This is a genomic window from Nonomuraea sp. NPDC050680 (genome assembly GCF_040654555.1).
Taxonomy (GTDB): domain Bacteria; phylum Actinomycetota; class Actinomycetes; order Streptosporangiales; family Streptosporangiaceae; genus Nonomuraea.
Genome location: NZ_JBFAIF010000001.1, coordinates 135,757 through 162,403, shown reverse-complemented (window position 1 = coordinate 162,403; position 26,647 = coordinate 135,757). Strand labels below are relative to the sequence as shown.

Here is a 26,647-nt window from a genome sequence, read left to right as displayed (position 1 = left end):
TACCCGCGGGAATAACGTGTTGATCGCCAGTGATACTGACATATGTAGAAATGGGCGGGGAAAGGAAAATTTGCGAGTGGCGACCAAGGTCACCTCGGCTGTCATGCGTCAAGGGCTGGGCGTCCTTGGGGTGGCCGTCCGTACGGAGAAGGCGGTTTTCGCCGCGGCAGTCCTGTCCAGCGCGCTCTACGGTGGCATGACCGTGGCCTCCGCCTGGGCGCTCGGCTGGGCCACCCAGAACGTCGTACTCCCCGCTTTCGATCAGGGCGACACCGCCGCGGGCGCGCTCTGGACCGGAGTGCTGCTCATCATGGGCGCGGCGCTGCTCAAATCCATCGGCGTGGCGGGACGCCGCATCCTGGCCGGACTGCTGCAGTACCGCATGCAGGCCCGCTCGCGGCGCGCGGTCACCAGGCAGTACCTGCGGCTGCCGCTGTCATGGCACCACCGGCACCCGACCGGGCAACTGCTGTCCAACGCCAGCGCCGACGCCGAGGCGGCCTGGGCGCCGCTCGCGCCGCTGCCCATGGCCGTCGGCGTGATCGTCATGCTGTTCACCGCGGCGATCGGCATGCTGTTCACCGATCCCATGCTCGCCCTGGTGGGCTTCCTGATCTTCCCGGCCATCGCCGTACTGAACCTGGTCTACCAGCGCCGCCTGAGCCCGCTCGCCACCCGCGCGCAGCAGCTGCGCGCGGAGGTCAGCGAGATCGCGCACGAGAGCTTCGACGGCGCGCTGGTCGTCAAGACGCTCGGCAGGGAGGCGATGGAGACCGAGCGCTTCCGGCGGCGCGCGCACGAGCTGCGTGATGCGAACATCGCGGTCGGGCGGGTACGCGGGCTGTTCGACCCGCTGCTGGAGGCGCTGCCCACGCTCGGCGTGCTCGCGGTGCTCGGCGTCGGCGCGCTGCGGCTGTCCACCAGCTCGATCGACTCCGGCGAGCTGGTGCAGGTCGCCTACCTGTTCACGCTGCTGTCCTTCCCCATCCGGGCGCTCGGCTGGGTGCTGGCCGAGCTGCCGCGCAGCGTGGTCGGCTGGCAGCGGGTGCAGGCCGTACTGGACGCCGAGGGGTCCATGGAGTACGGCGAGGTCGCGCTCAGCGAGGCCCGGCCCGCCAAGCTGGAGGTCTCGGACGTCTCCTACGCCTACGGCGCGGACGAGGTGCTGCACGACGTCACCTTCGACGTGCCGGCCGGCGCCACCCTCGCGCTGGTGGGGCCGACCGGGTCCGGCAAGTCGACACTGGTGCAACTGCTCGTGCGGCTGGTCGACCCGGCTTCCGGACAGGTGCTGCTCGACGGCGTCGACGTGCGCCACCTCGCCTACGGCGGGCTGGCCGAGTCCGTCGCGCTGGTGCCGCAGCAGACGTTCCTGTTCGACGACACCGTGCGCGGCAACATCGCGCTCGGGCTGGACGCCGACGACGAGGACGTGTGGGCGGCGCTGCGCGTGGCCCAGGCCGACGGGTTCGTCGGCAGACTCGCCTCGGGACTCGACACGCGCGTCGGCGAACGCGGCACGTCGCTGTCCGGCGGCCAGCGCCAGCGGCTCGCGCTGGCCCGCGCGGTCGTCCGCCGCCCGCGCCTGCTCATCCTCGACGACGCCACCTCCAGCGTCGATCCGCAGGTCGAGGCCAAGATCCTGTACGGCCTGCGCGACGCGGCGTCGAGCGTCGTGGTCGTCGCCTACCGGATGGCCACGATCGCACTGGCCGACGAGATCGTCTACCTGGACCGGGGGCGGGTCGTCGACCGGGGCAGCCACGAAGAGCTGCTGGAGCGCTGCGAGGGCTACCGGAACCTGGTGACCGCCTACGAGCGGGAGGAGGCCGAAAGGGCCGCCATCGAGATCGAGCCCATCGAAGCAGCGTCAAGCGAGGAAGAAGAGGTCAGCGCATGAGCGTCGGGCAGGGGATCTCCGGCAACGCCGGGCGGGAAGTCAGCGCATGAGCGTGGAACAGGGGATCCGCGGCAACGCCGAGCGGTCGGCGCTGGCCACGATCCGCCAGGGGTTCTCGCTCACGCCGGAGTTCCGCAGGGGCCTGGCCGGGACGCTTGCGCTGGCCGTCGTCGCCACCGGCGGCAAGATCATCGTGCCGATCGCGGTGCAGCAGACCATCGACACCGGCCTCAAGGGCGGCACCCCCGACCTGCCGTACATCTGGCGGGCCGTCGCCCTGTGCGCCGCCGCCGTGATCCTTACCGCCCTCGCCGGATATGTCATGAACGTTCGCCTCTATAAGGCGACCGAGTCCTCACTGGCCACCCTGCGGGTTCGCGGCTTCCGTCACGTGCACGACCTGTCCGTGCTCACCCAGAACACCGAGCGCCGCGGCGCCCTGGTCTCCCGCGTCACCAACGACATCGACCAGATCAGCACGTTCATGCAATGGGGCGGGCTGATGATCATCGTGGCGTTCGGCCAGGTGCTCGTGGCCAGCGTGCTGATGTTCATCTACTCCTGGCAGCTCACGCTGCTGGTCTGGGCCTGCTTCATCCCGCTGGTGATCGCGCTGCCACGCTTCCAGCGCTGGCTGTCCGGCGCCTACACCACCGTCCGCGAGCGGACCGGCGACATGCTCGCCGCCGTCAGCGAGTCCGTCGTCGGCGCCGCCGTCATCAGGGCGTACGCCTCCGAGCGGCGCACCTCCGACCGCATCGACACCGCCGTCGACGCCAACAGGTCCGCGCAGATCAAGGCGCAGACGATCGTCGGGTTCGTCTTCCCGCTGACCGAGATCGTGGCCGCCGTGGCCATCTCCGGGATCGTCCTGCTGGGGGTCCGGCTCGGGCTGTCGGGCGAGATCACGGCCGGGCGGCTGGTGGCGTTCCTGTTCCTCGTCACGTTGTTCGTCTCGCCCCTGCAGACCGCCACCGAGGTGCTGAACGAGGCCCAGAACGCGGTCGCCGGCTGGCGGCGCATCCTCGGCGTCCTCGACACCCCGCCGGACGTGGCCGACCCCGGCGACTCCGGCGTGGACCTGCCACGCGGCCCGATCTCCGTCGCCTTCGAGGACGTGCACTTCAACTACCCCGGCGGCGTTCCCGTACTGCGCGAGGTCACACTGTCGATCCCGCCGCGCTCGCGCATCGCGATCGTGGGCGAGACCGGCTCCGGCAAGACCACGTTCGCCAAGCTGCTCACCCGGCTCATGGACCCGGTCGCGGGCCGCGTCACCGTCGACGGCCACGACCTGCGCGACGTGCGCTTCTCCTCGCTGCGCGAGCGCATCGTGATGGTGCCGCAGGACGGCTTCCTGTTCGACGGCACCCTGGAGCAGAACGTCCGGTACGGCCGGCCCGCCGCCACGCGCGAGGAGATCCAGCTGGCCATGACCGAGCTCGGCCTGGCCGACTGGCTGGAGGGCCTGTCCGCCGGCCTCGACACCCCGGTGGGCCAGCGCGGCGAGTCGATGTCGGCGGGCGAACGCCAGCTCGTCGCCCTCGCCCGCGCCTACCTGGCCGATCCCGACCTGCTGCTGCTCGACGAGGCCACCTCGGCGGTAGACCCGGCGACGGAGGTACGACTGGCGCGGGCGCTCGAAGGCGTCACCAGGGGGCGGACGGCCATCTCGATCGCGCACCGGCTGTCGACGGCCGAGAACGCGAACGAGGTGCTCGTCTTCGACGCGGGGCGGCTGGTGCAGCGGGGGTCGCACGCCGAGCTGGTGACGGAGCCGGGCGTCTACGCGGACCTGCACGCCTCCTGGGTGTCGGCCGCCCACTCGTAGCGTCTTGCCTGGCCATGCTGGAGATCTCAGGCCGGAACTGCGGCTGTGCCGCCGTCGATTCGGGGCGCGGCCGCTCCGGCTGGTTGAATGACGACATGTCCCTTGACCCCAAGATCGCCGCGCGACTCAAGCGCAACGGCGACGGGCTGGTGCCCGCGATCGTTCAGCAGTACGACTCGGGCGAAGTGCTGATGCTCGCCTGGATGGACGACGAGGCGCTGCATCGCACCCTCACCACGGGACGGGCCACCTACTGGTCGCGCAGCCGGGGGGCCTACTGGGTGAAGGGGGATACGTCGGGACACGTGCAGCACGTCAAGGCGGTGTCGCTCGACTGCGACGGTGACACGCTGCTGCTCAAGGTGAACCAGGTGGGGGCGGCCTGCCACACGGGTGACCACACCTGCTTCGACGCCGACGCGCTCGAGGTGACGATCACACCATGACGGCCACCGGACCTGACCCGGAGGACACTGGATCCGGGTCGGCCACCGGACCTGAGCCAGGCGCTGGCGATGTGTCCGAAGCAGGAGAGCAGGGCGGGTCTCCGGCTGAGGTCGCGGCTCGGCGGGGGCGCCGGGAGCTGACCGCTTGGCTGGTGGTGACGGCGCTCGGCTGCGTGCTGGTGCTGGTCGCCGCGGGCCGGGCGTGGGTGACGAACGTGCGTGTCACCGGCACAGGCGCTGTGGCCGTGCCGAGCGGTGGTGACCTCAGTCCGGTCCTGACGCCCCTGGCGCTGGCCGGGCTGGCGGGGGTGGTGGCCGTGCTGGCCACCAAGGGGGCCGGCCGCCGGGTGATCGGCGTGCTGCTGGCCCTGTGCGGGGTGGGCGCCGGGCTCGGCGCGTGGCAGGCGGCCGGCGGGAGCGGAGTGCTGAGCTGGCTGCGCGAGCGGAACGTCATGCGTGCGACCGGTGCGATCCAGTGGGACCTGGTGGCGCTCTGGCCCGTGGTGTGCGGCCTCGGGGCGGTGCTGATGGTCGCGGGTGGCGTCGTGGCCGTCGTACGAGGTGGCGGATGGGCCGGCATGTCCGCCAGGTACGCCCGTGAGCGTCCTGAGGCCACCGGCGACCGCTCCATGTGGGACGCCCTGGACCGGGGCGACGACCCGACCTAGCCGCGGGCGACCTCTCTCCGTCGCGGGCTCATCACAAAAAGTCCACGGTCTGAACCGTTGCCAGACCGGCGCACGTTTCGTCAATAAGCTTCCCTGCAACGGGCCAAGAGGGGATGAGGTGCCAGTGGCATGAGTTACGGGGATCAGGGCAACAGCGGGGGTTACGGCGCGCAGCCGCCCGGCGGAGGCTACGGACAGCCTCCGGGCCACGGTCAGCCTCCGGGCTATGGCCAGTCTCCGGGTCACGGCCAATCTCCCGGCTATGGCCAGTCTCCGGGGTACGGTCAGCAGCCCCCGAGCGGTTATTACGGTCAGCAGCCGTCCGGCGACTACAGCTATGGTCAGCAGCCGTCCGGCGAGTACGGGTACGGCCAGCAGCCGCCTGGCGCCTACGGGCAACCCGGCTACGGTGCGTACGGGGCCCAGCAGAGGTCCACCAGCGGCCTGGCCGTCGCCTCGCTCGTCCTGGGCATCGTCGGGCTGTTGTTCTGCGGCCTGACCAGCATCCCCGGTGCCATCGTCGGCCACATCGCCCTCAACCGCATCAAGCGCACCGGCGAGGAGGGTCAGGGCATGGCCATGGGTGGCCTGATCACCTCGTACATCACGATCGTGCTCTGGGCGATCCTCTGGCTCGTGTTCGGCGGTATTTGGCTGACCTTCGTGGGGCTCGCGACCGCCACCACGACCGGAAGCTACTGACCCGCAGGGCATCCAGTCGGTTACAAATTGTCCGCAACGTGGACGTTATTCCACGTCGATAGTGGTTTGTCGCTAGGCTGCCGCGCGCAACGCGCCACAGATTTGAGGAGTCATCAGCATGAGCTACGGAAACCAGGGCGACGGCGGTTACGGCGCCCAGCCGCCCGGTGGCGGTTACGGTCAGCAGCCGCCCAGCGGTGGTGGCGGTTACGGTCAGCAGCCGCCCAGTGGGGGTGGCTATGGTCAGCAGCCGCCCAGTGGTGGCGGTGGTTACGGTCAGCAGCCCCCGAGTGGTGGTGGCGGTTACGGTCAGCAGCCGCCCAGTGGGGGTGGCTATGGTCAGCAGCCCCCGAGCGGTGGCGGCTACGGCGCCCAGCCTCCCGGCTACGGCCCGCCCCCCGGCGGCGGCTACGGTCAGCCCGGCGGTTACGGCGCGCCGCAGAACCCGCCGGACAACCACCTGGTCGCGGCCATCCTCACGACGCTGTTCTGCTGCCTTCCCTTCGGTATCGTGTCGATTGTCAAGTCGTCGCAGGTGAACTCGAAGTGGCAGGCCGGTGACTACCAGGGCGCGGTGCAGTCCTCGGAAGAGGCCAAGACCTGGTGGAAGCGCGCGCTGATCGTCGGCGCGATCATCAACATCCTCATCGTCATCGGCTACATCCTGCTCTTCGTGATCGTCGCCGCGAACACGTCGACCTCCGGATACTGATGGACATCGCGAACTTCGAGCGGCGCGGCACCGACCGGCTCCGGTCCGTGCTCGCGCCGCTCGGCGTCGCCGCCGCGGCGGGGGCGGTGTTCGCGGTCGTCGGCACGATCGACCCCAACCAGCCGGGCCACTATCCGACCTGCCCGTTCTTGTGGGCCACCGGCCTCTACTGTCCGGGCTGCGGCACGTTGCGCACCATCCACGCGCTGGCCCACCTCGACCCGGTGGCCGCGCTCGGCCTCAACCCGCTCGCCATGGCGATGATCCCCTTTCTGCTGTTCTGGTGGGGGCGCTGGCTGGTCCGTGCCTGGCAGGGCAAGCCCCGGCGGACGACACTCGCGCATCCAGCTTGGCTTTGGGCGTTTCTCGGCATAGTGCTGGTGTACTGGGTGGTCCGAAACCTGCCATTCGGGGCGTTTCTCGCGCCGTAGTCGGGGGCCTGTGGTGAGGTGACCACGTCGGGGCCGATACCATCGCAAGACAGGCCGGGAGCGGACGCGATGCGAACTCTCTGCCGCCCCCAACTGCCGACCGGAGGGACCCCAAGCGCGTGAGTGAGCGGACCGAAGGGCCGAGCGTCCTCGACGACATCCTCGACGGGGTGCGCGCCGACCTCGCCACCCGCCAGCAGGCCGTGTCGCTTGACGAGCTCAAGCAGCGGGCCGGGCGGGCTTCGGGGCCCAAAGACGCGCTCGCCGCGCTCGGCGGCGACCGGATCTCGGTGATCGCCGAGGTGAAGCGCTCCAGCCCGTCCAAGGGAGCGCTGGCCGCCATCGCCGACCCGGCCGCGCTGGCCGCCGACTACGAGGCCGGCGGCGCCCACGTCATCAGCGTGCTGACCGAGCGGCGCAAGTTCGGCGGCAGCCTCGAGGACCTGGCCGCGGTCCGTGCCCGCGTCGACATCCCGATCCTGCGCAAGGACTTCATCCTCACCTCCTACCAGCTGTGGGAGGCCAGGGCCCACGGCGCCGACTTGGCGCTGCTGATGGTGGTCTGCCTGGAGCAGGAGGCCCTGGTGTCACTGATCGAGCGGGCCGAGTCCATCGGGCTCACCCCGCTGGTCGAGGTGCACACCGAGGAGGAGCTGGAGCGGGCGGTCGCGGCGGGCGCCCGGATCATCGGGATCAACGCCCGTAATCTGAAGACACTCGAGGTCGACCGCGACGTGTTCGCCAAGCTGGCGCCGAAGGTCCCCGATAATGTGATCAAGATCGCGGAGTCGGGCGTGCGGGGTCCGCATGACCTGCTCGCCTACGCACGGGTCGGCGCCGACGCCGTCCTGGTGGGCGAGAGCCTGGTCACCGGTAAGGATCCACGCAAGGCCGTGGAGGCGCTGGTGACCGCCGGCGCCCACCCCGCGACGCGCCCCGACCACGGAGCAGAGGGATAGCAGTGGCAAACGACGGCACCATTCTCACCGCCGCCGACCTGGCAGGTAACGGCGCCTACGGCAACGACCCCGATGTGCACGGCAAGTTCGGCATCTTCGGCGGGCGCTACGTTCCCGAGGCGCTCATCCCGGCACTCGACGAGGTCGCCGCGGTCTACGAGAAGGCCAAGAACGACGCCGAGTTCCTACGCGAGTTCGACCACCTCTTGCGTACGTACGCGGGCAGGCCGACCACGCTGACCGAGGTGCCGCGCTTCGGCGAGCAGGCCGGCGGCGCGCGGATCATCCTCAAGCGCGAGGACCTCACGCACACCGGCGCCCACAAGATCAACAACGTGCTCGGCCAGGCGCTGCTGACCAAGCGGCTCGGCAAGAAGCGGGTGATCGCCGAGACCGGCGCGGGCCAGCACGGCGTGGCCACCGCCACCGCGGCGGCCCTGCTCGGCCTGGAGTGCGTCATCTACATGGGCCAGGTCGACTGCGAGCGCCAGGCGCTCAACGTGGCCAGGATGAAGCTGCTCGGCGCCACGGTGGTGCCGGTGACCAACGGTTCCCAGACGCTGAAGGACGCCATCAACGAGGCGTTCCGCGACTGGGTCACCAACGTCGACACGACCCACTACCTGTTCGGCACCATCGCCGGCCCGCACCCCTTCCCCGAGATCGTCCGCGACTTCGCACGCATCATCGGCGTCGAGGCCCGCCGCCAGATGCTGGAGCTGACCGGCCGGCTGCCCGACGCGATCGCCGCCTGCGTCGGCGGCGGCAGCAACGCGATCGGCATCTTCCACGCCTTCCTCGGCGACGAGGGCGTCCAGCTGCACGGCTACGAGGCCGCCGGCCACGGCCTGGAGAGCGGCGAGCACGCGCTCACGCTCACCGCCGGCTCCGTCGGCGTGCTGCACGGCTCGCGCACGTACGTCCTGCAGGACGAGGAGGGCCAGACGATCGAGTCGCACTCGATCTCGGCCGGTCTCGACTACCCGGGCGTCGGGCCCGAGCACGCCTGGCTCAAGGACAGCGGGCGGGCGGTCTACCACGGTGTGACCGACGACGCGGCGATGGCCGCGTTCTCGCTGCTGGCCAGGACCGAGGGCATCATCCCGGCCATCGAGTCGTCACACGCCCTGGCGGGCGCGCTGGAGCTCGGCCGTGAGCTGGGTCCCGAGGCGACCATCCTGGTCAACCTCTCGGGGCGCGGTGACAAGGACATGGGCACGGCGATGAAGTACTTCAACCTCTGACGGCCCGGGGTTCGCGCCGCACCGGCTCTGGAAGATGTCCGAGCACCGCGGCCGATGGCACCATGGCAAGGACGGCGGCGATGCGGCCCCTGACCACTGAGAACGGACGATCATGACTACTCTTCAGACGGTTTTCGCCACGGCGAAGGCGGAGAACCGGGCCGCGCTCGTCGGCTACCTGCCCGCGGGCTTCCCGTCCAAGGAAGGCGCCATCACCGCGGCCGCCGCCCTGGTCGAGGCCGGCTGCGACGTGATCGAGATCGGGCTGCCCTACTCCGACCCGCTCATGGACGGGCCGACCATCCAGGACGCCGTGCACCGGTCGCTGCTCAACGGCACCCGGATCGCCGACGTCCTGCGCACGGTCGAGGGAGTCGCCGCCACCGGCGCGGCCACGCTGGTCATGACGTACTGGAACCCGATCGACCGCTACGGTGCCGAGCGGTTCGCACGTGACCTGGCCGGCGCGGGTGGCGTCGGCACGATCACGCCCGACCTGACGCCGGAGGAGTCGGAGCCGTGGCGGGCGGCCTCGGCCGCGGCGGGCATCGACACCGTGTTCCTGGTGGCGCCCAGTTCCACCGAGGCGCGCATCAAGGCCGTCGTCGACTGCTGCACCGGGTTCGTCTACGCGGCCTCGCTGATGGGCGTCACGGGCGCCAGGGAGACCGTCAACGTGGCGGCCGAGGACCTGGTCAAGCGCACCCGCGCGCACACCGCGCTGCCCGTGTGCGTGGGGCTGGGCGTCGGCACCGGCAAGCAGGCCGCCGAGGTGGCCGGCTACGCCGACGGCGTCATCGTGGGCTCGGCGTTCATCCGCCGGATGCTCGACGCGCCCGACGAGGCGGCGGGCCGCGAGTCGATCGGCGTGCTGGCCCGGGAGATGGCGGGGGGCGTCCGCTCCCGCGCCTAACCCGTTTCTGTCAAATCACGCGACTCGCAACTGGACAAGTGTCAGAATTTCTGGCGTCGGTCCATGGCGCGTGTTGCGGCGGCGGGTGTTGGTATCGGGGCCCCACGCAGTACGACGCATACCTGTGAAAGGACATATATGCGTCGGAGTCCCGTTACCTTCGTAGCCGCCCTCCTCGCCTTATCGGCCGTCGTCCTGGCCGCCCCCGCCCAAGCCACGCGCGTACCGGCGACTTCCGCACAAAACGCCGCGGCTTCCGTGCAAGACGTGCAAGACGCCGCGAGTTCCGTACGAGGCGAGGAGCCCACTCCGGAGCCGACGCCCACCTACGAGCTGTCCTCGCCCGACCAGTCGACCACCGGCCCCACGCCCCCGTCCCCCACGCAGCAGAACCTGGCCCCCGAGCCCACCACCGTGGCCAAGCCCGTCAGGATCTCCTCCGGGCAACTGGCCGTCGACCTCGACCCGGCCTTCCCCAGGATCCTGCGCTACACCGACAAGGCGAGCGGCGCCGTCCTCGACGGCAGCACCGCCGTGCCCGGCGTGGTGCTGAACGGCACCCCGTACGAGGCCACGGTCGCGCTGCGCGGCACCGACGGCGCGTCCGCCCGCTACCGGCTGACCTTCGAGGCGGGCGTCACGCTGGAGGCCAGCATTCGCGTCAAGGACCGGGTGACGACGTTCGCGATCGACGCGGTCACCGACACCGCGGCGTTCCGGGTCAACACCATCGACCTGCCGGGCCACGACCTGGTGTCGGTGACCAGCGACCAGCCGGGCGCCGCGACCGCGTTCACCAGGCTCGACCCCAACTCCGCCCGTACGGCCGACGTCTTCGCCGTCGTCACCCCGCGCACGGCGCCCGACGCCGCCCCGGTCGGCGCCTCGTACGCCATCGTCAACACCGGCGCCCTGGCCGCCGCGGTCGAGTCGAACTCCACCTACGACCGCCCCTCAGGCGTCACCGACAAGGACGCGGCCCGCTTCTGGCACCAGGCCAGGCAGGAGGACGGCGGCCGGATCAGGGTCGGCGTGTGGAGCGGTCAGTGGACCTACCGTGGCTCCGGCGCGCCTTTCACCGAGGACCTGCCGTGGGCCAAGGTCGTGGTCACCCCCGACGCCAACGGCGACGGCGGCCTCGACTGGCAGGACGGCGCCGTCGCCTTCAGGAGCATCGGCGTCAAGGCGCCGGGCGCGGACCGGACCAAGGACCGGGTGATCGCGCACATCCCGTTCAACTTCTCCAGCCAGGCCACCCACCCGTTCCTGCGCACTCTCGACGACGTCAAGCGGATCTCGCTGGCCACCGACGGCCTGGGGCAGCTGGCCCTGCTCAAGGGGTACCAGTCGGAGGGCCACGACTCGGCCCACCCCGACTACGGCGGTAACTACAACAAGCGAGCCGGCGGCCTGGCCGATCTCAACACCCTGCTCAAGACCGGAAAGGACTGGAACGCGACGTTCGGTGTGCACGTCAACGCCACCGAGTCCTACCCCGAGGCGAAGAGCTTCAGCGAGCAGCTCGTCAACAAGGACGCCAAGGGCTGGAACTGGCTCGACCAGTCGTACCTGATCGACCAGCGCGGCGACCTGACCAGGGGCACCCTCGCCAAGCGGCTCCAGCGGCTGCGCGCCGAGACCGACAGGAACCTGGCCGTCCTGTACGTGGACGTGTACCGCCCGCACGGCTGGGTGGCCGACCGCCTGCTCACCGAGCTGCGCGGGCAGGGCTGGCAGGTGGCCACCGAATGGGCCGACAAGCTGGAGCGCTCGTCGCTGTGGTCGCACTGGGCCAACGACCTCAACTACGGCGGAGCCACCAACAAGGGACTGAACTCGCAGATCATCCGGTTCATCCGCAACGGCGAGAAAGACGTCTGGAACGCCCATCCCATCCTGGGCAACGCCCGCATCGTCGAGTTCGAGGGCTGGACCGCGGAGAACGACTTCACCGCCTTTTACCGCAACATCTGGGAGTACAACCTGCCGGCCAAGTTCCTGCAGCACTACCAGATCACCGACTGGAACCCCGATGAGATCGTCTTCACCGGAGGCGTGCGCGGCACGGTGGTGGACGGCAGGCGCCGGCTGTTCGCGGGCGGTCACAAGGTGCTCGACGGCACCACGTACCTGCTGCCGTGGGCGGGCAAGTACTACCACTACAACCCGGCCGGCGGCACCACCACCTGGGACGCCACCCGGCCGCTGACCGTCTACAAGCTCACCGACCAGGGCCGGGTCCGGGTAGGCGTCGCCACCCCGGCCGACGGCAAGATCACCCTGCGGGCCGAGGCGGGCGTGCCGTACGTGCTCTACCCCGGCAGGGCGCCCGCCCAGGCCGAGCCCCGCTGGGGCGAGGGCAGCGGCGTCCGCGATCCCGGCTTCAACGGCGACGGACTGCGCGACTGGCAGGTCACCGGCCCGGTGAGCGTCCAGAAGAACGAGCGTGGCCAGCGCGTGGCCCTGCTCGGCGGCGGTCCGCAGGTCCGGCTGGAGCAGCGGCTGAGCGGCCTCCAGCCCGGCCACACCTATACCGCCTCGGCGTTCGTCGAGGTCGAACCCGGGCAGTCCCGGCAGACCACGCTGGAGGCCGGTGGCCGGAAGACGACGATCCAGCGCTCGACCGCGAAGAACTACATCGCCTCCGACGAGAAGCACGACACCTACTTCCAGCGCGTCAAGGTCGCCTTCACCGCGCCGCGCGAGTCCGTCACGCTGCGGATCACGGCCGCCGCCGGTGCGGCGAAGGTGCGGGTGGACGACGTACGGCTCATCAGGGGCGATCCGGCGGGTGGGATCGAGACCTTCGAGTCCGCCGAGCCGGGATGGGGGCCGTTCGTCAAGGGTGACGCCGGTGGCGCGTTCGACGCGCGTACGCATCTGTCGGAGCGGTACGAGCCGTACACGCAGGCCGGCTGGAACGGCAAGGTCGTCGACGACGTGATCAGCGGCGACTGGTCGCTCAAGGCGCACGAGGAGCGGCAGGGGCTGGTCTACCGGACCGTGCCGCAGACCGTCCGGTTCGAGCCGGGACACGCCTATGAGGTGTCGTTCGGCTACCAGAGTGCCCTGGCGGACGCCTACGCCTGGGTGACCGGCTACGACAAGGGCACCTCCAGCGTGGAGACCCGGCGGACGCCGGTGCCGGAGCGGCGGAGTACGGGCAGGTTCGCCGAGCGGGTGGTCGCGGGCTGCGGCGACGTCTGGGTCGGGCTCCGCTCGCTGCTGCCCGAGCAGGCCGGGGCCGATTTCGTCCTCGACGACTTCGCCGTCAAGGACCTGGGCGAGGATCCCGAGGCCCAGGCGTGCGCGTCGCTGGACGTGGTGCCCGCGACGCCCGCGTTCGAGCAGGGCGCGGCCTCCGAGGTCACCACCACGTTCGTCAACCTGGAGGACGTGGCGGCCCAGGACGTCAAGGTGACGCTGACCGTACCCGAGGGCTGGACCGCCGCCGGGGACGGGACCGGCACGGTGGAGCCCGGCACGGTGGAGCCCGGCACGGTGGAGCCCGGCGGCAAGCGGGTGACCACCTGGAAGGTGACGCCGCCCGCGGACACGCCCTATGACACCTACGAGCTCAAGGCCAACGCCGCCTACACCGCGGCGGGAGCCGCCAAGTCGGTCGGCGCGGTGACGACGGTACGGACGCTGCCTCCGCCACCCACGGCGGAGGCCTGGGCGAGCGACCTGGAGTGGGTCAGCGCGGCCAACGGCTGGGGGCCGGTCGAGCGCGATCGGTCCAACGGCGACCTCGGCGCGGCCGACGGCACGCCGATCGTGATCGGCGGCCAGAGGTTCGCCAAGGGGCTGGGCACGCACGCGCCCGCCGACGTCCGTGTCTACCTCGGCGGCCGGTGTACGGCCTTCACAGCCTCCGTCGGTGTGGACGACGTCCAGGCCACCAGAGGGTCCGTGGAGTACAGCGTCGTCGCCGACGGGGTGGTCAAGGCACACAGCCCGGTGCTGCGGGCCGCGGATCCGGCCTACGACCTGACCGCCGACCTCACCGGGGCCCGCTACGTGGACCTCGTGGCGGGCGACGGCGGCGACGGCAACGGCAACGACCACGCGGACTGGGGCGCCGCCAAGTTCGTCTGCGGTCAGGCCGGGTCATCTGCGGTTGACGCTCGGCCGGGTTCGACCGCGGTCGGTGCTCGGCCGGGCGCGTCTGTGGGTAGGGCTCGGTGAGTCGGGGCCGTCCGCCCCGGCGCCGTGAGCAGCGCGTACGGCCCGCGCGCGGGAAAACCCTCTTAACCGAGTCTTATCCCGGGCGTGGTCAGATGGGTTCCGATACTGTGCGCTTTCCAGCGCAGAGAAAGAGGAGCCCTAGCCGTGGTCGCGTCGAAACAGTCACTTAACGCTCGGACGGCGGTACCCTGGGTGACGACCGTTGCCCGGCTGGTCCTGGGCGGGGTGCTGATCGTGGCCGGGTGGCTGAAGATCGGCAACCCGTCCGACTCCGTCGTGGCGGTCAAGGCTTACGAGCTGCTGCCCGACTCGCTCGCCACGACCGTGGGCTACGGCCTGCCGATCCTGGAGATCGTGGTCGGAGTGCTGCTGGTCGTCGGCCTGCTGAGCAGGGTGGCCGGGGTGGTCGGTGGGCTGCTCATGTTCGCCTTCGTCTTCGGCATCGCCTGGGCGTGGGCGCACGGCCTGCGGATCGACTGCGGCTGCTTCGGGGGCGGCGGGCAGCTCGGGGCGGGGGAGCAGCCGGCCTACCTGCTCGACATCCTGCGCGACTTCGGTCTCGTGGTGCTCGGCGCCTGGATCGTGCGCTTCCCGCCAGGACACTTCGCGCTCGACTCGGCACTCGGGTTGGCGGGCGGCGAGCGTGAATACGATGAACAAGAGGGGATCGGCTGATGAGCAAGGGGGACCGTGCGAAGTCCGCACGGGAGAAGATCAAGGCGCAGCAGGCCGCCGACCGTGCGCGGGACCGGCGCAGAAAAGCCGTCACCTACACGACCGTGAGCGCGGTCGCGGTGGCGGCGGTCGGGCTCGGCGTCTGGTACGCCGCCAGCACGTCGCAGGCGGAGCAGGTCGGCGGCGCGCTCCCGCCGACCACAGTGAACCCCGACGGGTCGGTCACCATGGCCCAGAGCGGTGTCACCAAGCCCGTCATCGACATCTTCGAGGACTTCCAGTGCCCCGCCTGCAAGCAGATGGAGGAGGTGAGCGGCAGCACGTTCAGGAACCTCGCGGCCGAGGGCAAGGCCAAGGTCGTCTACCACCCCATCACGATCTTCACCAGCGATCCGACGAAATCCAACTCCCTGCGGGCCGGCGCCGCCGCCCGGTGTCTGACCGACGGCAGGCAATGGGCCGGCTTCCACGACCTGCTCTACAAGAACCAGCCCAGTGAGACGGTCGAGGGCTTCAAGACCGACCAGATGGTGGCCTGGGCCAAGGAGGCCGGGGCCACGGGGGCGGGTATCGACACCTGCATCACCGGCCAGAAGAACGTACAGGCCCAGCTCGACTACAGCGCCAAGGTCAGCAAGGAGCAGAAGCTGACCGGCACGCCGACCGTCAAGCTCAACGGCACGGCCCTGGACAACAAGGTCGTCTTCGCGCCAAAGGATCTTCGCGATGCGGTCACGAAGGCGGCCAAGTAGTCCCGCTTCCGCTACCCTCACCTGACATGCCCCTTGCCTCGATTCCCAGCCCTTCCCAAGGGGTCTGGTATCTCGGATTCGTGCCGATCCGGGCCTATGCCCTGTGCATCGTGCTCGGCGTCATCTTCGCCGTCTGGCTGAGCGAGCGCCGCTGGCGCGCCCGTGGCGGCCAGGCGGGCACGATCATCGACATCGCCGTGCCCGCGGTGATCTTCGGTCTCATCGGCGGACGCCTCTACCACGTCATCACCGACTGGCAGACCTACTTCGGCGACCGCGCGATCAAGAAGCCCTACCAGGCCCTGTTCATCTGGGAAGGCGGGCTGGGCATCTGGGGCGCGGTCGCGCTCGGCGGCGTCGGCGTCTGGCTGGCCTGCCGCCGGCGCGGCCTGTCGCTCAGCGCGGTGGCCGACACGGTGGCGCCCGGCATCATCTTCGCGCAGGCGATCGGCCGCTGGGGCAACTGGTTCAACCAGGAGCTGTACGGCGGGCCGACCACGCTGCCGTGGGGTCTGGAGATCGACCAGCTGCACGGGGGCGAGCCGGGAGTGCTCTACCACCCGACGTTCCTGTACGAGTCGATCTGGGATCTCCTGCTGGGCTTCGTCCTGCTCTGGGCGGGCAAGCGGTTCGCGCTGCACCATGGGCGGCTGTTCGCCCTCTACGTCGCCGGCTACACGCTGGGGCGGTTCTGGATCGAGGGGCTGCGGATCGACCCCGTCGGCGGGGTGGACCACGCGGTGACGCTCCTGGGGCTTCGGCTGAACCAGTGGACGTCGATCGTGGTGTTCATCGGAGCGCTGGTCTACTTCTGGCTGACCCGCAACAAGGACAGCGAGGAGTTCATCCTCCCGGCCGCCGAGCGGGAGGCCGCCGCGAGCGGCCCGGATCCGGCCCACGGGGTCGACCAGGCCGACTCGGCAGGCGACACCACGGCGGCTTCGGAGGCCGCTTCAGAGGCCGGGGAAGCGGACGACACCCCGGATCCTGAGGTCGCAGGCGCGGATGCTCCGGACCCGGCGGTGGTCGCTGAGGACGGCGCGCCGGACAAGGAGCCCGTACGCGAGGAGCCCGTACGCGAGGAGCCCGCCCGCGAGGGCGACGCGAGCGAGGGCGACGCGACCGCGAAGCAGGAGGAGACCCCCGAGGCCGTTCAGCAGGAGAAGAACTCGAGATGAGCGGGGGCGCGGAGCAGCACCACCAGCACCGTGACGTCACCGGCGGCTGGTTGCGGCCGTCGGTGTTCGGCGCGATGGACGGCCTGGTGTCCAACTTCGCGCTCATCGCCGGTGTCGCGGGCGGCACCGGCGAGACCAAGGTCATCGCCCTGGCGGGCATCGCGGGCCTGGCGGCGGGCGCCTTCTCGATGGCCGGGGGCGAATACGTCTCGGTGGCCAGCCAGCGCGAGCTGGCCCTGGCCGAGATCGCCGTCGAGCGCCGCGAGCTCGAACGCCACCCCGAGGCCGAGCAGGAAGAGCTCGCCCAGGTCTTCATCAGCAGGGGCGTGACGCCGGAACTGGCCGCCGAGGTGGCCAGGCAGATCTCCGAGAACCCGGCCCAGGCCCTGGAGGTCCACGCCCAGAGCGAGCTCGGCGTCGACCCGCACGACCTGCCCTCGCCCAAGGTGGCCGCGGGCTCGTCGTTCCTGTCCTTCGGCGTGGGGGCGCTCCTGCCGCTCGCGCCGTACCTGGTCGGCGTGACGAGCCTGTGGGTGTCGGCGGTCATCTCGTGCCTGGCACTGTTCGGGGCGGGGGCGCTGGTCTCCACGGTGACCGCGCGTTCCTGGCTGTACTCCGGGCTGCGGCAGCTGATCGTCGGAGTGGTGGCGGCCGGGCTCACGTTCGGGCTGGGCAATCTGATCGGGGCGGGTGGGCTGTGACGGCCTCCAGAACGGCGACCCGCAAGCGCCGGCGGCCCGCGCGCTCCGACTGGCAGTTCCCCCTGCTCACCGATTTGGGGATGGACCCCAAGAAGCAGAAGCTCCTGGTGATCATCGTGTCGGCGGTGGGTGTGCTGGTCGCGGCGTTCGCCCTGGTCGCCTTCGTGAACTCGCTGGGCCAGTACACCCCCGAACAACGCACCGGCGCCCCCATCGTGCAGGCCGACGCGGCGCTGCCGGAGGTCTACCACAGCTGGGCCTCGCCCAAGCTGTTCGATCCGATCGCCGACCGGGCCAAGGACCGCACGCCGCTCACCGAGAAGGAGGTGTTCGGGCAGAAGACGCTCACCGGTGAGAAGAAACTCACTCTCAAGCTGGCCGGCAGCAAGCTCGACACCGACTGCTCGGCCGCCGTCTGGGGCCAGGAACTCCTCGACCTGGTCGCCGACGCGGAGTGCAGCCAGGCGGCCCGCGGTGCCTACACCACCCCGGACGGCCGCTACGTGGGCCAGTACACCCTGCTCAACCTGGGCGACGGCAAGGCCGCCAGTGAGCTGGTCGAGTCGCTCAAGACGCTCTACCGGGGCGGCTGGTCGCGCCCGGTCGGCTCCGGCAAGACCGCCTTCCCGCCGGGAGCTCACACCGAGGGAGGGGGCTACGCCCTGGGGCACTATGTCGGGCTCGTCTGGATCGGCCGGGCCGACGGCGCCGCCCCCACGCCCAAGGACGACTTCGTCTCGCTCTCGCTGACGCTCCGGGGGGCCGAGAAGGCCGTCTACCGCCGGGTCGTCTCGGTCACCGGGCCGGCGTCCTGATGCGCGCCCGCGTCGTGATCCCGCTGGGCGTGGCCCTGGTGGCGGTGCTCGCCGTCGCGGGCTGGCTGTTGTTCCTGCGGCCCCAGGCCCGGCCGTCCACCTTCCGTGGCGAGCCGACCTCGGCGCTCTACTCCCTCATCGACTCCCGGCAGCGTGACGCGGCTCCGCTGACCGTGGACGAGGTGTTCACCCCCGCCACGCAGACGCTCGGCGGGTTGCGCCGGGCCTCGGCCGAGCAGCTCGCGGACTGTGACGACGCCCTCTGGGGCGCCTCGGCGGCGGGCTGCACGCAGGCGCTCCGGGCCACGTACACGGGCGACTCGGGGGCGGGGCAGTTCGTCATCTTCAACCTCACCGACGGGCGGGCCGCCGACGCGCTGGTGAAGGCGCTGGCCAAGGACGGGTTCGTCCGGCAGGCGGTCCCCTTCGACGCCGTACGCAGCCGCGCGCAGGCCAGGGCGCTCGGCCATTACGTCACCGTCGCCTGGGTGGGGCCGGTGCGGCCGGAGGATGCGGGGGACCTGGTGTCGCAGCTCGTCGCCCTCGACGGGCTCGGGCACATCATCCAGAAGCGCGTGGTCGCCGCGACCTGACATCGGCGTCGGCGGGACCAGCTCACGTGGGCCCGGCGTCGGCGGGCCCAGATCACGTGGGCCCGGCGTTGGCGGGCCTGGCGTCCGCGGTCGCGGTCAGGTGGTCTTGGACAGGGCCGTGACCGTGGCGGAGACCGTGGTGGGCAGGTCGGCGAGGCGGTGGAGGGGCGTCTCCAGTGGGGTGACGCCCTCGGCCCAGGGCGCCGCCTGGCGGATGAGGGAGCGGGCGTCGTTCTTGGTGAGGGTGGTGCCCTGTGAGCGGGCCAGCGCGATGAGCCCCTCGCGCCAGGTGTTGGCCAGTTTGCCGTGCCCGTTGTCGAGGATCCGCCGCAGCACCCCGGCCTCGTCGCCGATCGGCTGCGGGAGCCGTACGGCGTCCAGGACACCGTCGTCGGACGTCAGCTCATAGACGGACCCCAGGATGTCCGGGAGGGGGGTCGGCGCGGGCAGCAGGACCCGCACCCGGGCGGCGCGCGTGGCCAGCAGGAGGCGTGGGAGCGCGGCCTCCAGGCCGGCGGGCAGCGCGATCGCCACCCGCTCCACGGCGGCGGCGTAGGGCTTGGCCAGCCACGTGGACAGCTTCACCCGGGGCTGCGGCAGCTCCTTCGGCCAGTCACCCACCAGCAGGTCGGCGTCGGCCGCCGAGGAGCTGTCGGCCGCCGAGGAGCCGGTGGACTCGATCGACTGGGGGCCCTGGGTGTAGATGGCGGTGGTCAGGCGGTCGAGACGGGCGGTGACGGCGGGACGGGTTTTGGTGGTGGGACGCAGAACGTAGAGGTCGGCGGCGGAGCCGATGGCTTCCGCCCCGAAATATCTATTGAAATCTGGGTAAATAGCGTCATATGTGAGGTTGAGGGCGGAGAGGGAGTTCTGCACCTTCAGGGCGAGCATCGGAGTGCGCTCGCTCGCCCCGTACGCCAGCAGCACCCGCCCATCGTCCTTGAGCCCCTCGATCGCGCGCGCCACGAACAGCCCGACGCCCTCCGGTGTGTACGGCGGGTCGGTGACGGCCAGGTCGTGCTCGCGGGCCGACGGTGGCAGCGACAGCCGCAGATCGGCCCACCGGGTGCGCACGCCGAGATCCTGGGCGTCCAGATAGGCCAGGATGCGCTCGTCTATGTCGACCACGGTGACCTCGGCCTCGGGATGGACCAGCTTGACGGCCAGCGAGGTGAGGTCGTGGTCGCCCACGAACAGCAGCTTCGCGCCCCGCAGCCAGAAGCGGGAACCGAGCAGCAGCGCCCTGCGCAGCACGGTGTCGGGGGTGGCGGCCACGTGGTCCAGCGCGTGGCGGGAGCGCGGCGCCCCGTCGATGAGGCGGCGCAGCCGGTCGAGCACCTGCGTGTAGTGGGGGAGCAGGTAGGCGACCGGGTCGGCCGGGGGCGGGGCCACGGCCAGCAGGTCCTGGAAATCGGGAGAATGCGTGAGCGGCACCCGGAACCTGTCGCCAGAGCGCTCCAACGGGACCTCGCGCAGCAGCGCCTCGATCGTCCGCCGGGCTGTCGCCGCCTCCCTGACCAGGTCGGACAGGGTCCACCACTGCCCGTCGCAGAGGAGCGTCAGGGCGTGCCTGAGCCGTCTGCCGTCGACTCCGGCCTCGTCGAGCAGGCGTTCCACCCCGTCACGGTCCATGGTCCAACCCTATCGAGGGAATTCCGGGCCTCCAGTCCGGTGTTTGGGACATAGCAGGCCGTATGTCGGGATTGTCGCCAATGTTCGCGATGTGGACCAGGCGGGAACTATTCCGGCAGGGTGTTGTAGCCTCTACGCACACGCAGCAGGGCCAACGTCGTCCCCGCCTGTAGAGCAGTTCTTGACAGACGATGACGACGGGAGGGATTCAATGCCTGCTGCCCACCTCGGGTTCCCCGAGCCCCAGGGCCTCTACCACCCCGCCAACGAGCATGATGCCTGCGGAGTCGCCATGGTGGCCGACGTCGCCGGGCGCCGCGGGCACGGGATCGTGGTGAAGGCGCTGACGGCGCTGTGCAATCTCGATCACCGGGGGGCCAAGGGTAGCGAGCCTGACACAGGCGACGGAGCCGGGATTCTCACCCAGATCCCGGACACTTTCTTCCGTACGAACGTGAGCTTCGCGCTGCCCGAGTCCGGCCACTACGCCGTCGGCATGGCCTTCCTGCCGTTCGACGGTGAGGCGCGCGACATCGCCTTCCGCATGATCGAGGAGATCGCTGCCGAGGAAGGCCTGAACGTCCTGGGCTGGCGCGAGGTGCCGGTCGACCGGGCGCTGCCCGGGCCGAGCGCCAGAGCCGTCATGCCGCACTTCACGCAGCTGTTCGTGGCGGGCCCCAACGGAGAGTCGGGGCTCGAGCTGGACCGGCTGGCGTTCTGCCTGCGCAAGCGGGCCGAGCACGAGGTGGACGTCTACTTCCCCTCGCTGAGCGCCCGTACGATCGTGTACAAGGGCATGCTCACCCCCGACCAGGTCGAGCCGTTCTTCCCCGACCTGTCGGACGAGCGCTACGAGAGCGCGATCGCGCTGGTGCACTCGCGCTTCTCCACCAACACCTTCCCGAGCTGGCCGCTGGCCCACCCCTACCGTTACATCGCCCACAACGGCGAGATCAACACGGTCAAGGGCAACCGCAACTGGATGCGGGCCCGCGAGGCGATGCTCGAATCCGCCCAGATCCCGGGCGACATGTCGCGACTTTTCCCGATCTGCGATCCAGACGGCAGCGACACCGCATCCTTCGACGAGGCCCTGGAGCTGCTCCACATCGGCGGCCGGAGCCTGCCCCACGCCGTCCTGATGATGATCCCCGAGGCGTGGGAGAACCACACCGAGATGGATCCCGCGCGGCGGGCCTTCTACGAGTTCCACTCCTCGATGATGGAGGCGTGGGACGGCCCCGCGTCGATCACCTTCACCGACGGCACGCTGGCCGGAGCCGTGCTCGACCGCAACGGCCTGCGCCCGGGCCGCTTCTGGGTGACCGCCGACGGGCTGGTCGTGCTGGCCTCCGAGGCGGGCGTGCTCGACTTCAAGCCAGAAGACGTGGTGCGCAAGGGCCGCCTGCAGCCCGGCCGGATGTTCCTCATCGACACCGCCCGCGGCAAGATCATCGAAGACGACGAGATCAAGGCCGAGCTCGCCGCCGCGCTGCCGTACGAGGACTGGCTGCACGCCGGCCTGGTCCGCTTCGAGGAGCTGCCGGCCCGCCAGCGGGAGATCCCCACGCACGAGGCGCTCGTCAAGCGGCAGCAGACCTTCGGTTACACCGGGGAAGAGCTGCGGATCATTCTGTCGCCGATGGCCAGGAACGGTGCCGAGCCGATCGGCTCCATGGGCACCGACACGCCTGTCGCGGTGCTCAGCGAGAAGCCCAGGCTGCTGTTCGACTACTTCACCCAGCTGTTCGCGCAGGTCACGAACCCGCCGCTGGACGCCATCCGCGAGGAGCTGGTGACCTCGCTGGCCAGCGTGCTCGGGCCGGAGGGCAACCTGCTCGACCCCGGGCCCGCGTCGTGCCGCCAGCTCGTGCTGCCGTACCCGGTGATCGACAACGACGAGATCGCCAAGATCATCCACATCAACGACGAGCACGACCTGCCCGGCTTCGACCCGCACGTGATCTCCGGCCTCTACGAGGTGTCGGGCGGTGGCGCGGCGCTGCTGCACCGCCTGGAGGAGATCCGCGCCGAGGCGTCGGAGGCGATCGCCAACGGGGCGCGCATCATCGTGCTGTCGGACCGCGGCTCGTCCGACACGCTGGCGCCGATCCCGGCGCTCCTGCTGACCGGGGCGGTCCACCACCACCTGATCCAGGAGAAGACCCGCACCAAGATCGGTCTTGTTGTCGAGACCGGTGAGGCGCGGGAGTGCCACCACATGGCGCTGCTCATCGGCTACGGCGCGGGCGCGGTCAACCCGTACCTGGCCATCGAGACCGTCGAGGACCTGGTCGACACCGGTGTGCTCCAGGTCGACAAGCACAAGGCCGTACGGAACCTGATCAAGGCCTACGGCAAGGGCGTCATCAAGGTGATGTCGAAGATGGGCGTCTCCACCGTGGCCTCCTACACCGGCGCGCAGATCTTCGAGGCGCTCGGCCTGAGCCAGGAGGTCGTCGACGCCTGCTTCACCGGCACCACCTCGCGGCTCGGCGGCGTCGGCTTCGACGTGCTGGCCGAAGAGGCCGCCCGCAGGCACGCGCACGCCTACCCGAGGGTGCCGAACGCGCACCGCGGGCTCCAGATCGGCGGCGAGTACCAGTGGCGGCGCGAGGGCGAGCCGCACCTGTTCAACCCCGAGACGGTCTTCAAGCTGCAGCATGCCACCCGCACGCGCCGCTACGAGATCTTCAAGGAGTACACCGGCATGGTGGACTCCCAGGCGGAGCGGCTCATGACGCTGCGCGGGCTGTTCAAGCTGAAGGAGGGCCGGAGCCCGATCCCGATCGACGAGGTCGAGCCGGTCTCCGAGATCGTCAAGCGGTTCTCCACCGGCGCGATGTCGTACGGCTCCATCTCGATGGAGGCGCACGAGACGCTCGCCATCGCCATGAACCAGCTGGGCGGCAAGTCCAACACCGGCGAGGGCGGCGAGGACCCGGAGCGCCTGTACGACGCGAGGCGGCGCAGCGCCATCAAGCAGGTGGCGTCGGGCCGGTTCGGCGTGACGAGCGAATACCTGGTCAACGCGGCGGACCTGCAGATCAAGATGGCCCAGGGCGCCAAGCCCGGTGAAGGCGGCCAGCTGCCCGGCCACAAGGTCTACCCGTGGATCGCCAAGACCCGGCACTCCACGCCCGGCGTCGGCCTCATCTCGCCGCCGCCGCACCACGACATCTACTCGATCGAGGACCTGGCCCAGCTCATCCACGACCTGAAGAACTCCAACCCCGAGTCGCGCGTGCATGTCAAGCTCGTGGCCGAGGTCGGAGTCGGCACGGTCGCGGCGGGCGTGTCCAAGGCGCACGCCGACGTGGTGCTCATCTCCGGCCACGACGGCGGCACCGGCGCCTCGCCGCTCACGTCGCTGAAGCACGCGGGCGCGCCGTGGGAGCTCGGCCTGGCGGAGACGCAGCAGACGCTGCTGCTCAACGGGCTGCGCGACCGCATCGTGGTGCAGGTGGACGGCCAGCTCAAGACCGGCCGTGACGTGGTCATCGCCGCGCTGCTCGGCGCGGAGGAGTACGGCTTCGCCACCGCTCCGCTGGTCGTGTCCGGCTGCGTGATGATGCGGGTCTGCCACCTCGACACCTGCCCGGTGGGCGTCGCCACGCAGAACCCCGAGCTGCGCAGGCGCTTCACCGGCAAGCCCGAGTTCGTGGTGAACTTCTTCGAGTTCATCGCCGAGGAGATCCGCGAATACCTCGCCGAGCTGGGCTTCCGCTCGCTCGAAGAGGCGATCGGGCACGTCGAGCTGCTCGACATGACGGCCGCCGAGGACCACTGGAAGGCCAGCGGTCTCGACCTGTCGCCGATCCTCCACCAGCCGGAGCTGCCGGCGGGGACCCCGCTGCGCCGCACGGTCGAGCAGGACCACGGGCTGCAGCACGCGCTGGACAACACGCTGATCCAGCTGGCCGAAGGTGCCCTGAACAACGGCACCCCGGTCACGCTGGAGCTGCCGATCCGCAACGTGAACAGGACAGTCGGCACCATGCTCGGCTACCAGGTCACCAAGCGTTACGGTGGCGCCGGCCTGCCGGAGAACACGATCGACATCAGTTTCACCGGCTCGGCGGGCAACTCGTTCGGGGCATTCCTCCCGCGCGGCATCACGCTGCGGCTGACCGGTGACGCCAACGACTACCTGGGCAAGGGCCTGTCGGGCGGGCGCATCACGCTGCGGCCGCACGAGGAGGCCCCGCTCGACGGTCACATCATCTCCGGCAACGTCGCCCTCTACGGCGCCACGTCCGGGGAGGCGTTCATCCGCGGCGTCGTCGGCGAGCGCTTCTGCGTCCGCAACTCCGGCGCCACCGCGGTCGTCGAAGGCGTCGGCGACCACGGCTGCGAGTACATGACCGGCGGCAAGGCGGTCGTCCTCGGCCCGACCGGGCGCAACTTCGCGGCGGGCATGTCCGGCGGCGTCGCCTACCTGCTCGACCTCAACCTCGGGCGGGTCAACCGCGAGATGGTCGCCATCGAGGAGCTCACCGAGGAGGACGGCGAGTTCCTGCGCGAGACGGTCGAGAAGCACTTCGCGGAGACCGGCTCACCGGTCGCCAAGGAGCTGCTGGCCGACTGGCACGCGGCGCTCGCCCGGTTCGGCAAGATCATGCCGACCGACTACAAGCGGGTCATGGAGGCTGCCGAGGCCGCCCGCATCGAAGGCAGGGACATCGACGAGGCGGTCATGGCCGCCGCGGTTCAGGGTTAAGGGAGGCGTAACCGATGGCTGACCCCAAGGGTTTTCTCACGCACGACCGGGAGCTGCCCGAGCGCCGCCCCATCGACGTCCGCATCGGCGACTGGCGGGAGGTCTACCAGGACTTCTCCCAGGACAAGCTGACCAAGCAGGCGGCACGCTGCATGGACTGCGGCATCCCGTTCTGCCACAACGGCTGCCCGCTCGGGAACCTCATCCCCGAGTGGAACGACCTGGTCCACCGCGCCGACTGGCGGGAGGCGATCGAGCGGCTGCACGCCACGAACAACTTCCCGGAGTTCACCGGCAGGCTCTGCCCGGCTCCGTGCGAGGCGGCGTGCGTGCTCGGCATCAACTCCGACCCGGTGGCGATCAAGCGGGTCGAGGTCGAGATCATCGACCGCGCGTTCGCCGAGGGCTGGGTGAGCCCGCAGCCCCCGCTGGTGAAGACGGGCAAGAAGGTCGCGGTCGTCGGCTCGGGTCCCGCCGGGCTGGCCGCGGCTCAGCAGCTCACCCGGGCGGGCCACGACGTGGTGGTGTTCGAGCGCGCGGACCGCGTCGGCGGCCTGCTGCGTTACGGCATCCCCGAGTTCAAGATGGAGAAGCGCCACATCGAGCGGCGTCTGGACCAGATGCGGGCCGAGGGCACCGAGTTCCGCACCGGCGTGAACGTCGGCGTCGACGTCACGGCGGCCGAGCTGCGCTCGGAGTTCGACGCGGTGGTGCTGGCGGGCGGTGCCACCCTGTGGCGCGACCTGCCGGTGACCGGGCGCGAGCTCGGTGGCGTCCACCAGGCGATGGAATACCTGCCCCTGTCGAACAAGGTGCAGGAGGGCGACCTCAGCGAGCCTCCCATCTCGGCCAAGGACAAGCACGTCGTGGTCATCGGCGGCGGCGACACCGGGGCCGACTGCATCGGCACGGCGATCAGGCAGGGGGCCAAGTCGGTCACCCAGCTGGAGATCATGCCGCAGCCACCCGCCGCCCGGCCCGGCAGCCAGCCGTGGCCGACGTTCCCCATCCTGTTCAAGATGGAGAGCGCGCACGAGGAGCTGGCGGAGGGCGGGGGCGCGCGGGTGTACGCGGTCTCGACGACGGAGTTCGTCAGCGACGACGCCGGAAACATCCGCGCGTTGCGGCTGGTCGAGGTCGAGGGTCCGCAGAACGGCTTCAAGCCGATCCCCGGCACCGAGCGGGAGATCCCGGCCGAGCTGGTCACGCTCTCGATGGGCTTCCTCGGCCCGGAGAAGGGTGCCCTGCTCCAGGACCTGGCCGACGTCGGTGGGGACGGGTTCTACGACGCGCGTGGGAACGTCTCCCGCGACAAGTCGTACATGTCCAAGGTCGACGGGGTCTTCGTGGCGGGCGACATGGGTCGCGGGCAGTCGCTCATCGTCTGGGCGATCGCCGAGGGCCGCGCGGCCGCCTCGGGGGTGGACCGGTTCCTGTGCGGCGACACCTCCCTGCCGTACCCGATCCTGCCCACCGCGCGTCCGCTCGTCTGACGTTCATGATCTGACGCCGGCGGCACGTCTGCTCGTCTGACGGTCTATTCGTCTGACGGTCTTGCTGTTTCGAGGCGCCCGCCCGGTCTGTCCG

General features: G+C 70.5%; 20 protein-coding genes. 19 read left to right on the top strand and 1 reads right to left on the bottom strand.

Features of this window, described 5'->3' with window-relative positions:
- Nucleotides 1-103: 103 nt before the first annotated feature.
- From AB0H88_RS00795 to AB0H88_RS00715, 17 genes are all read left to right on the top strand, one after another.
- Nucleotides 104-1,900 (top strand): ABC transporter ATP-binding protein, encoded by a 1,797-nt coding sequence (locus AB0H88_RS00795; protein ID WP_357641959.1) that lies wholly within the window; start codon nt 104-106, stop codon nt 1,898-1,900.
- A 46-nt stretch (nt 1,901-1,946) separates the two neighbouring features.
- Nucleotides 1,947-3,731, top strand: a complete 1,785-nt coding sequence (locus AB0H88_RS00790) for an ABC transporter ATP-binding protein (protein ID WP_357639486.1) — start codon at nt 1,947-1,949, stop codon at nt 3,729-3,731.
- Between the two features lie 95 nt (nt 3,732-3,826).
- Nucleotides 3,827-4,177 (top strand): phosphoribosyl-AMP cyclohydrolase, encoded by a 351-nt coding sequence (hisI, locus tag AB0H88_RS00785; protein WP_357639484.1) that lies wholly within the window; start codon nt 3,827-3,829, stop codon nt 4,175-4,177.
- A gap of 71 nt (nt 4,178-4,248) precedes the next feature.
- On the top strand, nt 4,249-4,845 hold the full coding sequence (locus AB0H88_RS00780) for a Trp biosynthesis-associated membrane protein (protein ID WP_357639481.1): 597 nt from the start codon (nt 4,249-4,251) through the stop codon (nt 4,843-4,845).
- A 129-nt stretch (nt 4,846-4,974) separates the two neighbouring features.
- Nucleotides 4,975-5,547, top strand: coding sequence for a DUF4190 domain-containing protein (locus tag AB0H88_RS00775; RefSeq protein ID WP_357639479.1), 573 nt, complete (start codon nt 4,975-4,977; stop codon nt 5,545-5,547).
- A gap of 118 nt (nt 5,548-5,665) precedes the next feature.
- On the top strand, nt 5,666-6,259 hold the full coding sequence (locus tag AB0H88_RS00770) for a CD225/dispanin family protein (RefSeq protein ID WP_357639476.1): 594 nt from the start codon (nt 5,666-5,668) through the stop codon (nt 6,257-6,259).
- Nucleotides 6,259-6,690, top strand: a complete 432-nt coding sequence (locus tag AB0H88_RS00765) for a DUF2752 domain-containing protein (RefSeq protein WP_357639473.1) — start codon at nt 6,259-6,261, stop codon at nt 6,688-6,690. Before AB0H88_RS00770 ends, AB0H88_RS00765 begins: the two co-directional genes overlap by 1 nt.
- A 119-nt stretch (nt 6,691-6,809) precedes the next feature.
- On the top strand, nt 6,810-7,649 hold the full coding sequence (gene trpC / locus AB0H88_RS00760) for an indole-3-glycerol phosphate synthase TrpC (RefSeq protein ID WP_357639471.1): 840 nt from the start codon (nt 6,810-6,812) through the stop codon (nt 7,647-7,649).
- Nucleotides 7,650-7,687: 38 nt separating this feature from the next.
- Nucleotides 7,688-8,893: a tryptophan synthase subunit beta gene (trpB, locus tag AB0H88_RS00755; protein ID WP_357641957.1), complete on the top strand. Its 1,206-nt coding sequence runs from the start codon at nt 7,688-7,690 to the stop codon at nt 8,891-8,893.
- A gap of 112 nt (nt 8,894-9,005) precedes the next feature.
- Nucleotides 9,006-9,806 (top strand): tryptophan synthase subunit alpha, encoded by an 801-nt coding sequence (gene trpA, locus AB0H88_RS00750; protein ID WP_357639469.1) that lies wholly within the window; start codon nt 9,006-9,008, stop codon nt 9,804-9,806.
- A 267-nt stretch (nt 9,807-10,073) separates the two neighbouring features.
- On the top strand, nt 10,074-13,994 hold the full coding sequence (locus AB0H88_RS00745) for an endo-alpha-N-acetylgalactosaminidase family protein (RefSeq protein WP_357639467.1): 3,921 nt from the start codon (nt 10,074-10,076) through the stop codon (nt 13,992-13,994).
- A gap of 192 nt (nt 13,995-14,186) precedes the next feature.
- Nucleotides 14,187-14,669 (top strand): MauE/DoxX family redox-associated membrane protein, encoded by a 483-nt coding sequence (locus tag AB0H88_RS00740; protein WP_357639464.1) that lies wholly within the window; start codon nt 14,187-14,189, stop codon nt 14,667-14,669.
- Complete coding sequence (locus tag AB0H88_RS00735; protein ID WP_357639461.1) at nt 14,669-15,421, top strand: thioredoxin domain-containing protein; 753 nt, start codon at nt 14,669-14,671, stop codon at nt 15,419-15,421. Before AB0H88_RS00740 ends, AB0H88_RS00735 begins: the two co-directional genes overlap by 1 nt.
- A gap of 26 nt (nt 15,422-15,447) precedes the next feature.
- Complete coding sequence (gene lgt, locus AB0H88_RS00730; RefSeq protein ID WP_357639457.1) at nt 15,448-16,599, top strand: prolipoprotein diacylglyceryl transferase; 1,152 nt, start codon at nt 15,448-15,450, stop codon at nt 16,597-16,599.
- Nucleotides 16,596-17,300, top strand: coding sequence for a VIT1/CCC1 transporter family protein (locus AB0H88_RS00725; RefSeq protein WP_357639454.1), 705 nt, complete (start codon nt 16,596-16,598; stop codon nt 17,298-17,300). Before lgt ends, AB0H88_RS00725 begins: the two co-directional genes overlap by 4 nt.
- Nucleotides 17,297-18,115: a hypothetical protein gene (locus AB0H88_RS00720; protein ID WP_357639452.1), complete on the top strand. Its 819-nt coding sequence runs from the start codon at nt 17,297-17,299 to the stop codon at nt 18,113-18,115. The genes AB0H88_RS00725 and AB0H88_RS00720 overlap by 4 nt, the downstream gene beginning before the upstream one ends.
- Nucleotides 18,115-18,708, top strand: coding sequence for a hypothetical protein (locus tag AB0H88_RS00715; RefSeq protein WP_357639449.1), 594 nt, complete (start codon nt 18,115-18,117; stop codon nt 18,706-18,708). The genes AB0H88_RS00720 and AB0H88_RS00715 overlap by 1 nt, the downstream gene beginning before the upstream one ends.
- A gap of 96 nt (nt 18,709-18,804) precedes the next feature.
- Here AB0H88_RS00715 and AB0H88_RS00710 read toward each other — a convergent pair whose 3' ends face one another.
- Nucleotides 18,805-20,340, bottom strand: a complete 1,536-nt coding sequence (locus AB0H88_RS00710; RefSeq protein WP_357639448.1) for a bis-aminopropyl spermidine synthase family protein — start codon at nt 20,338-20,340, stop codon at nt 18,805-18,807.
- Nucleotides 20,341-20,551: 211 nt separating this feature from the next.
- Between AB0H88_RS00710 and gltB the strand changes: the two genes are divergently transcribed.
- Complete coding sequence (gene gltB / locus AB0H88_RS00705; protein ID WP_357639446.1) at nt 20,552-25,060, top strand: glutamate synthase large subunit; 4,509 nt, start codon at nt 20,552-20,554, stop codon at nt 25,058-25,060.
- 14 nt (nt 25,061-25,074) lie between these two features.
- Complete coding sequence (locus AB0H88_RS00700; RefSeq protein WP_357639443.1) at nt 25,075-26,553, top strand: glutamate synthase subunit beta; 1,479 nt, start codon at nt 25,075-25,077, stop codon at nt 26,551-26,553.
- The last annotated feature ends 94 nt before the right edge of the window (nt 26,554-26,647 follow it).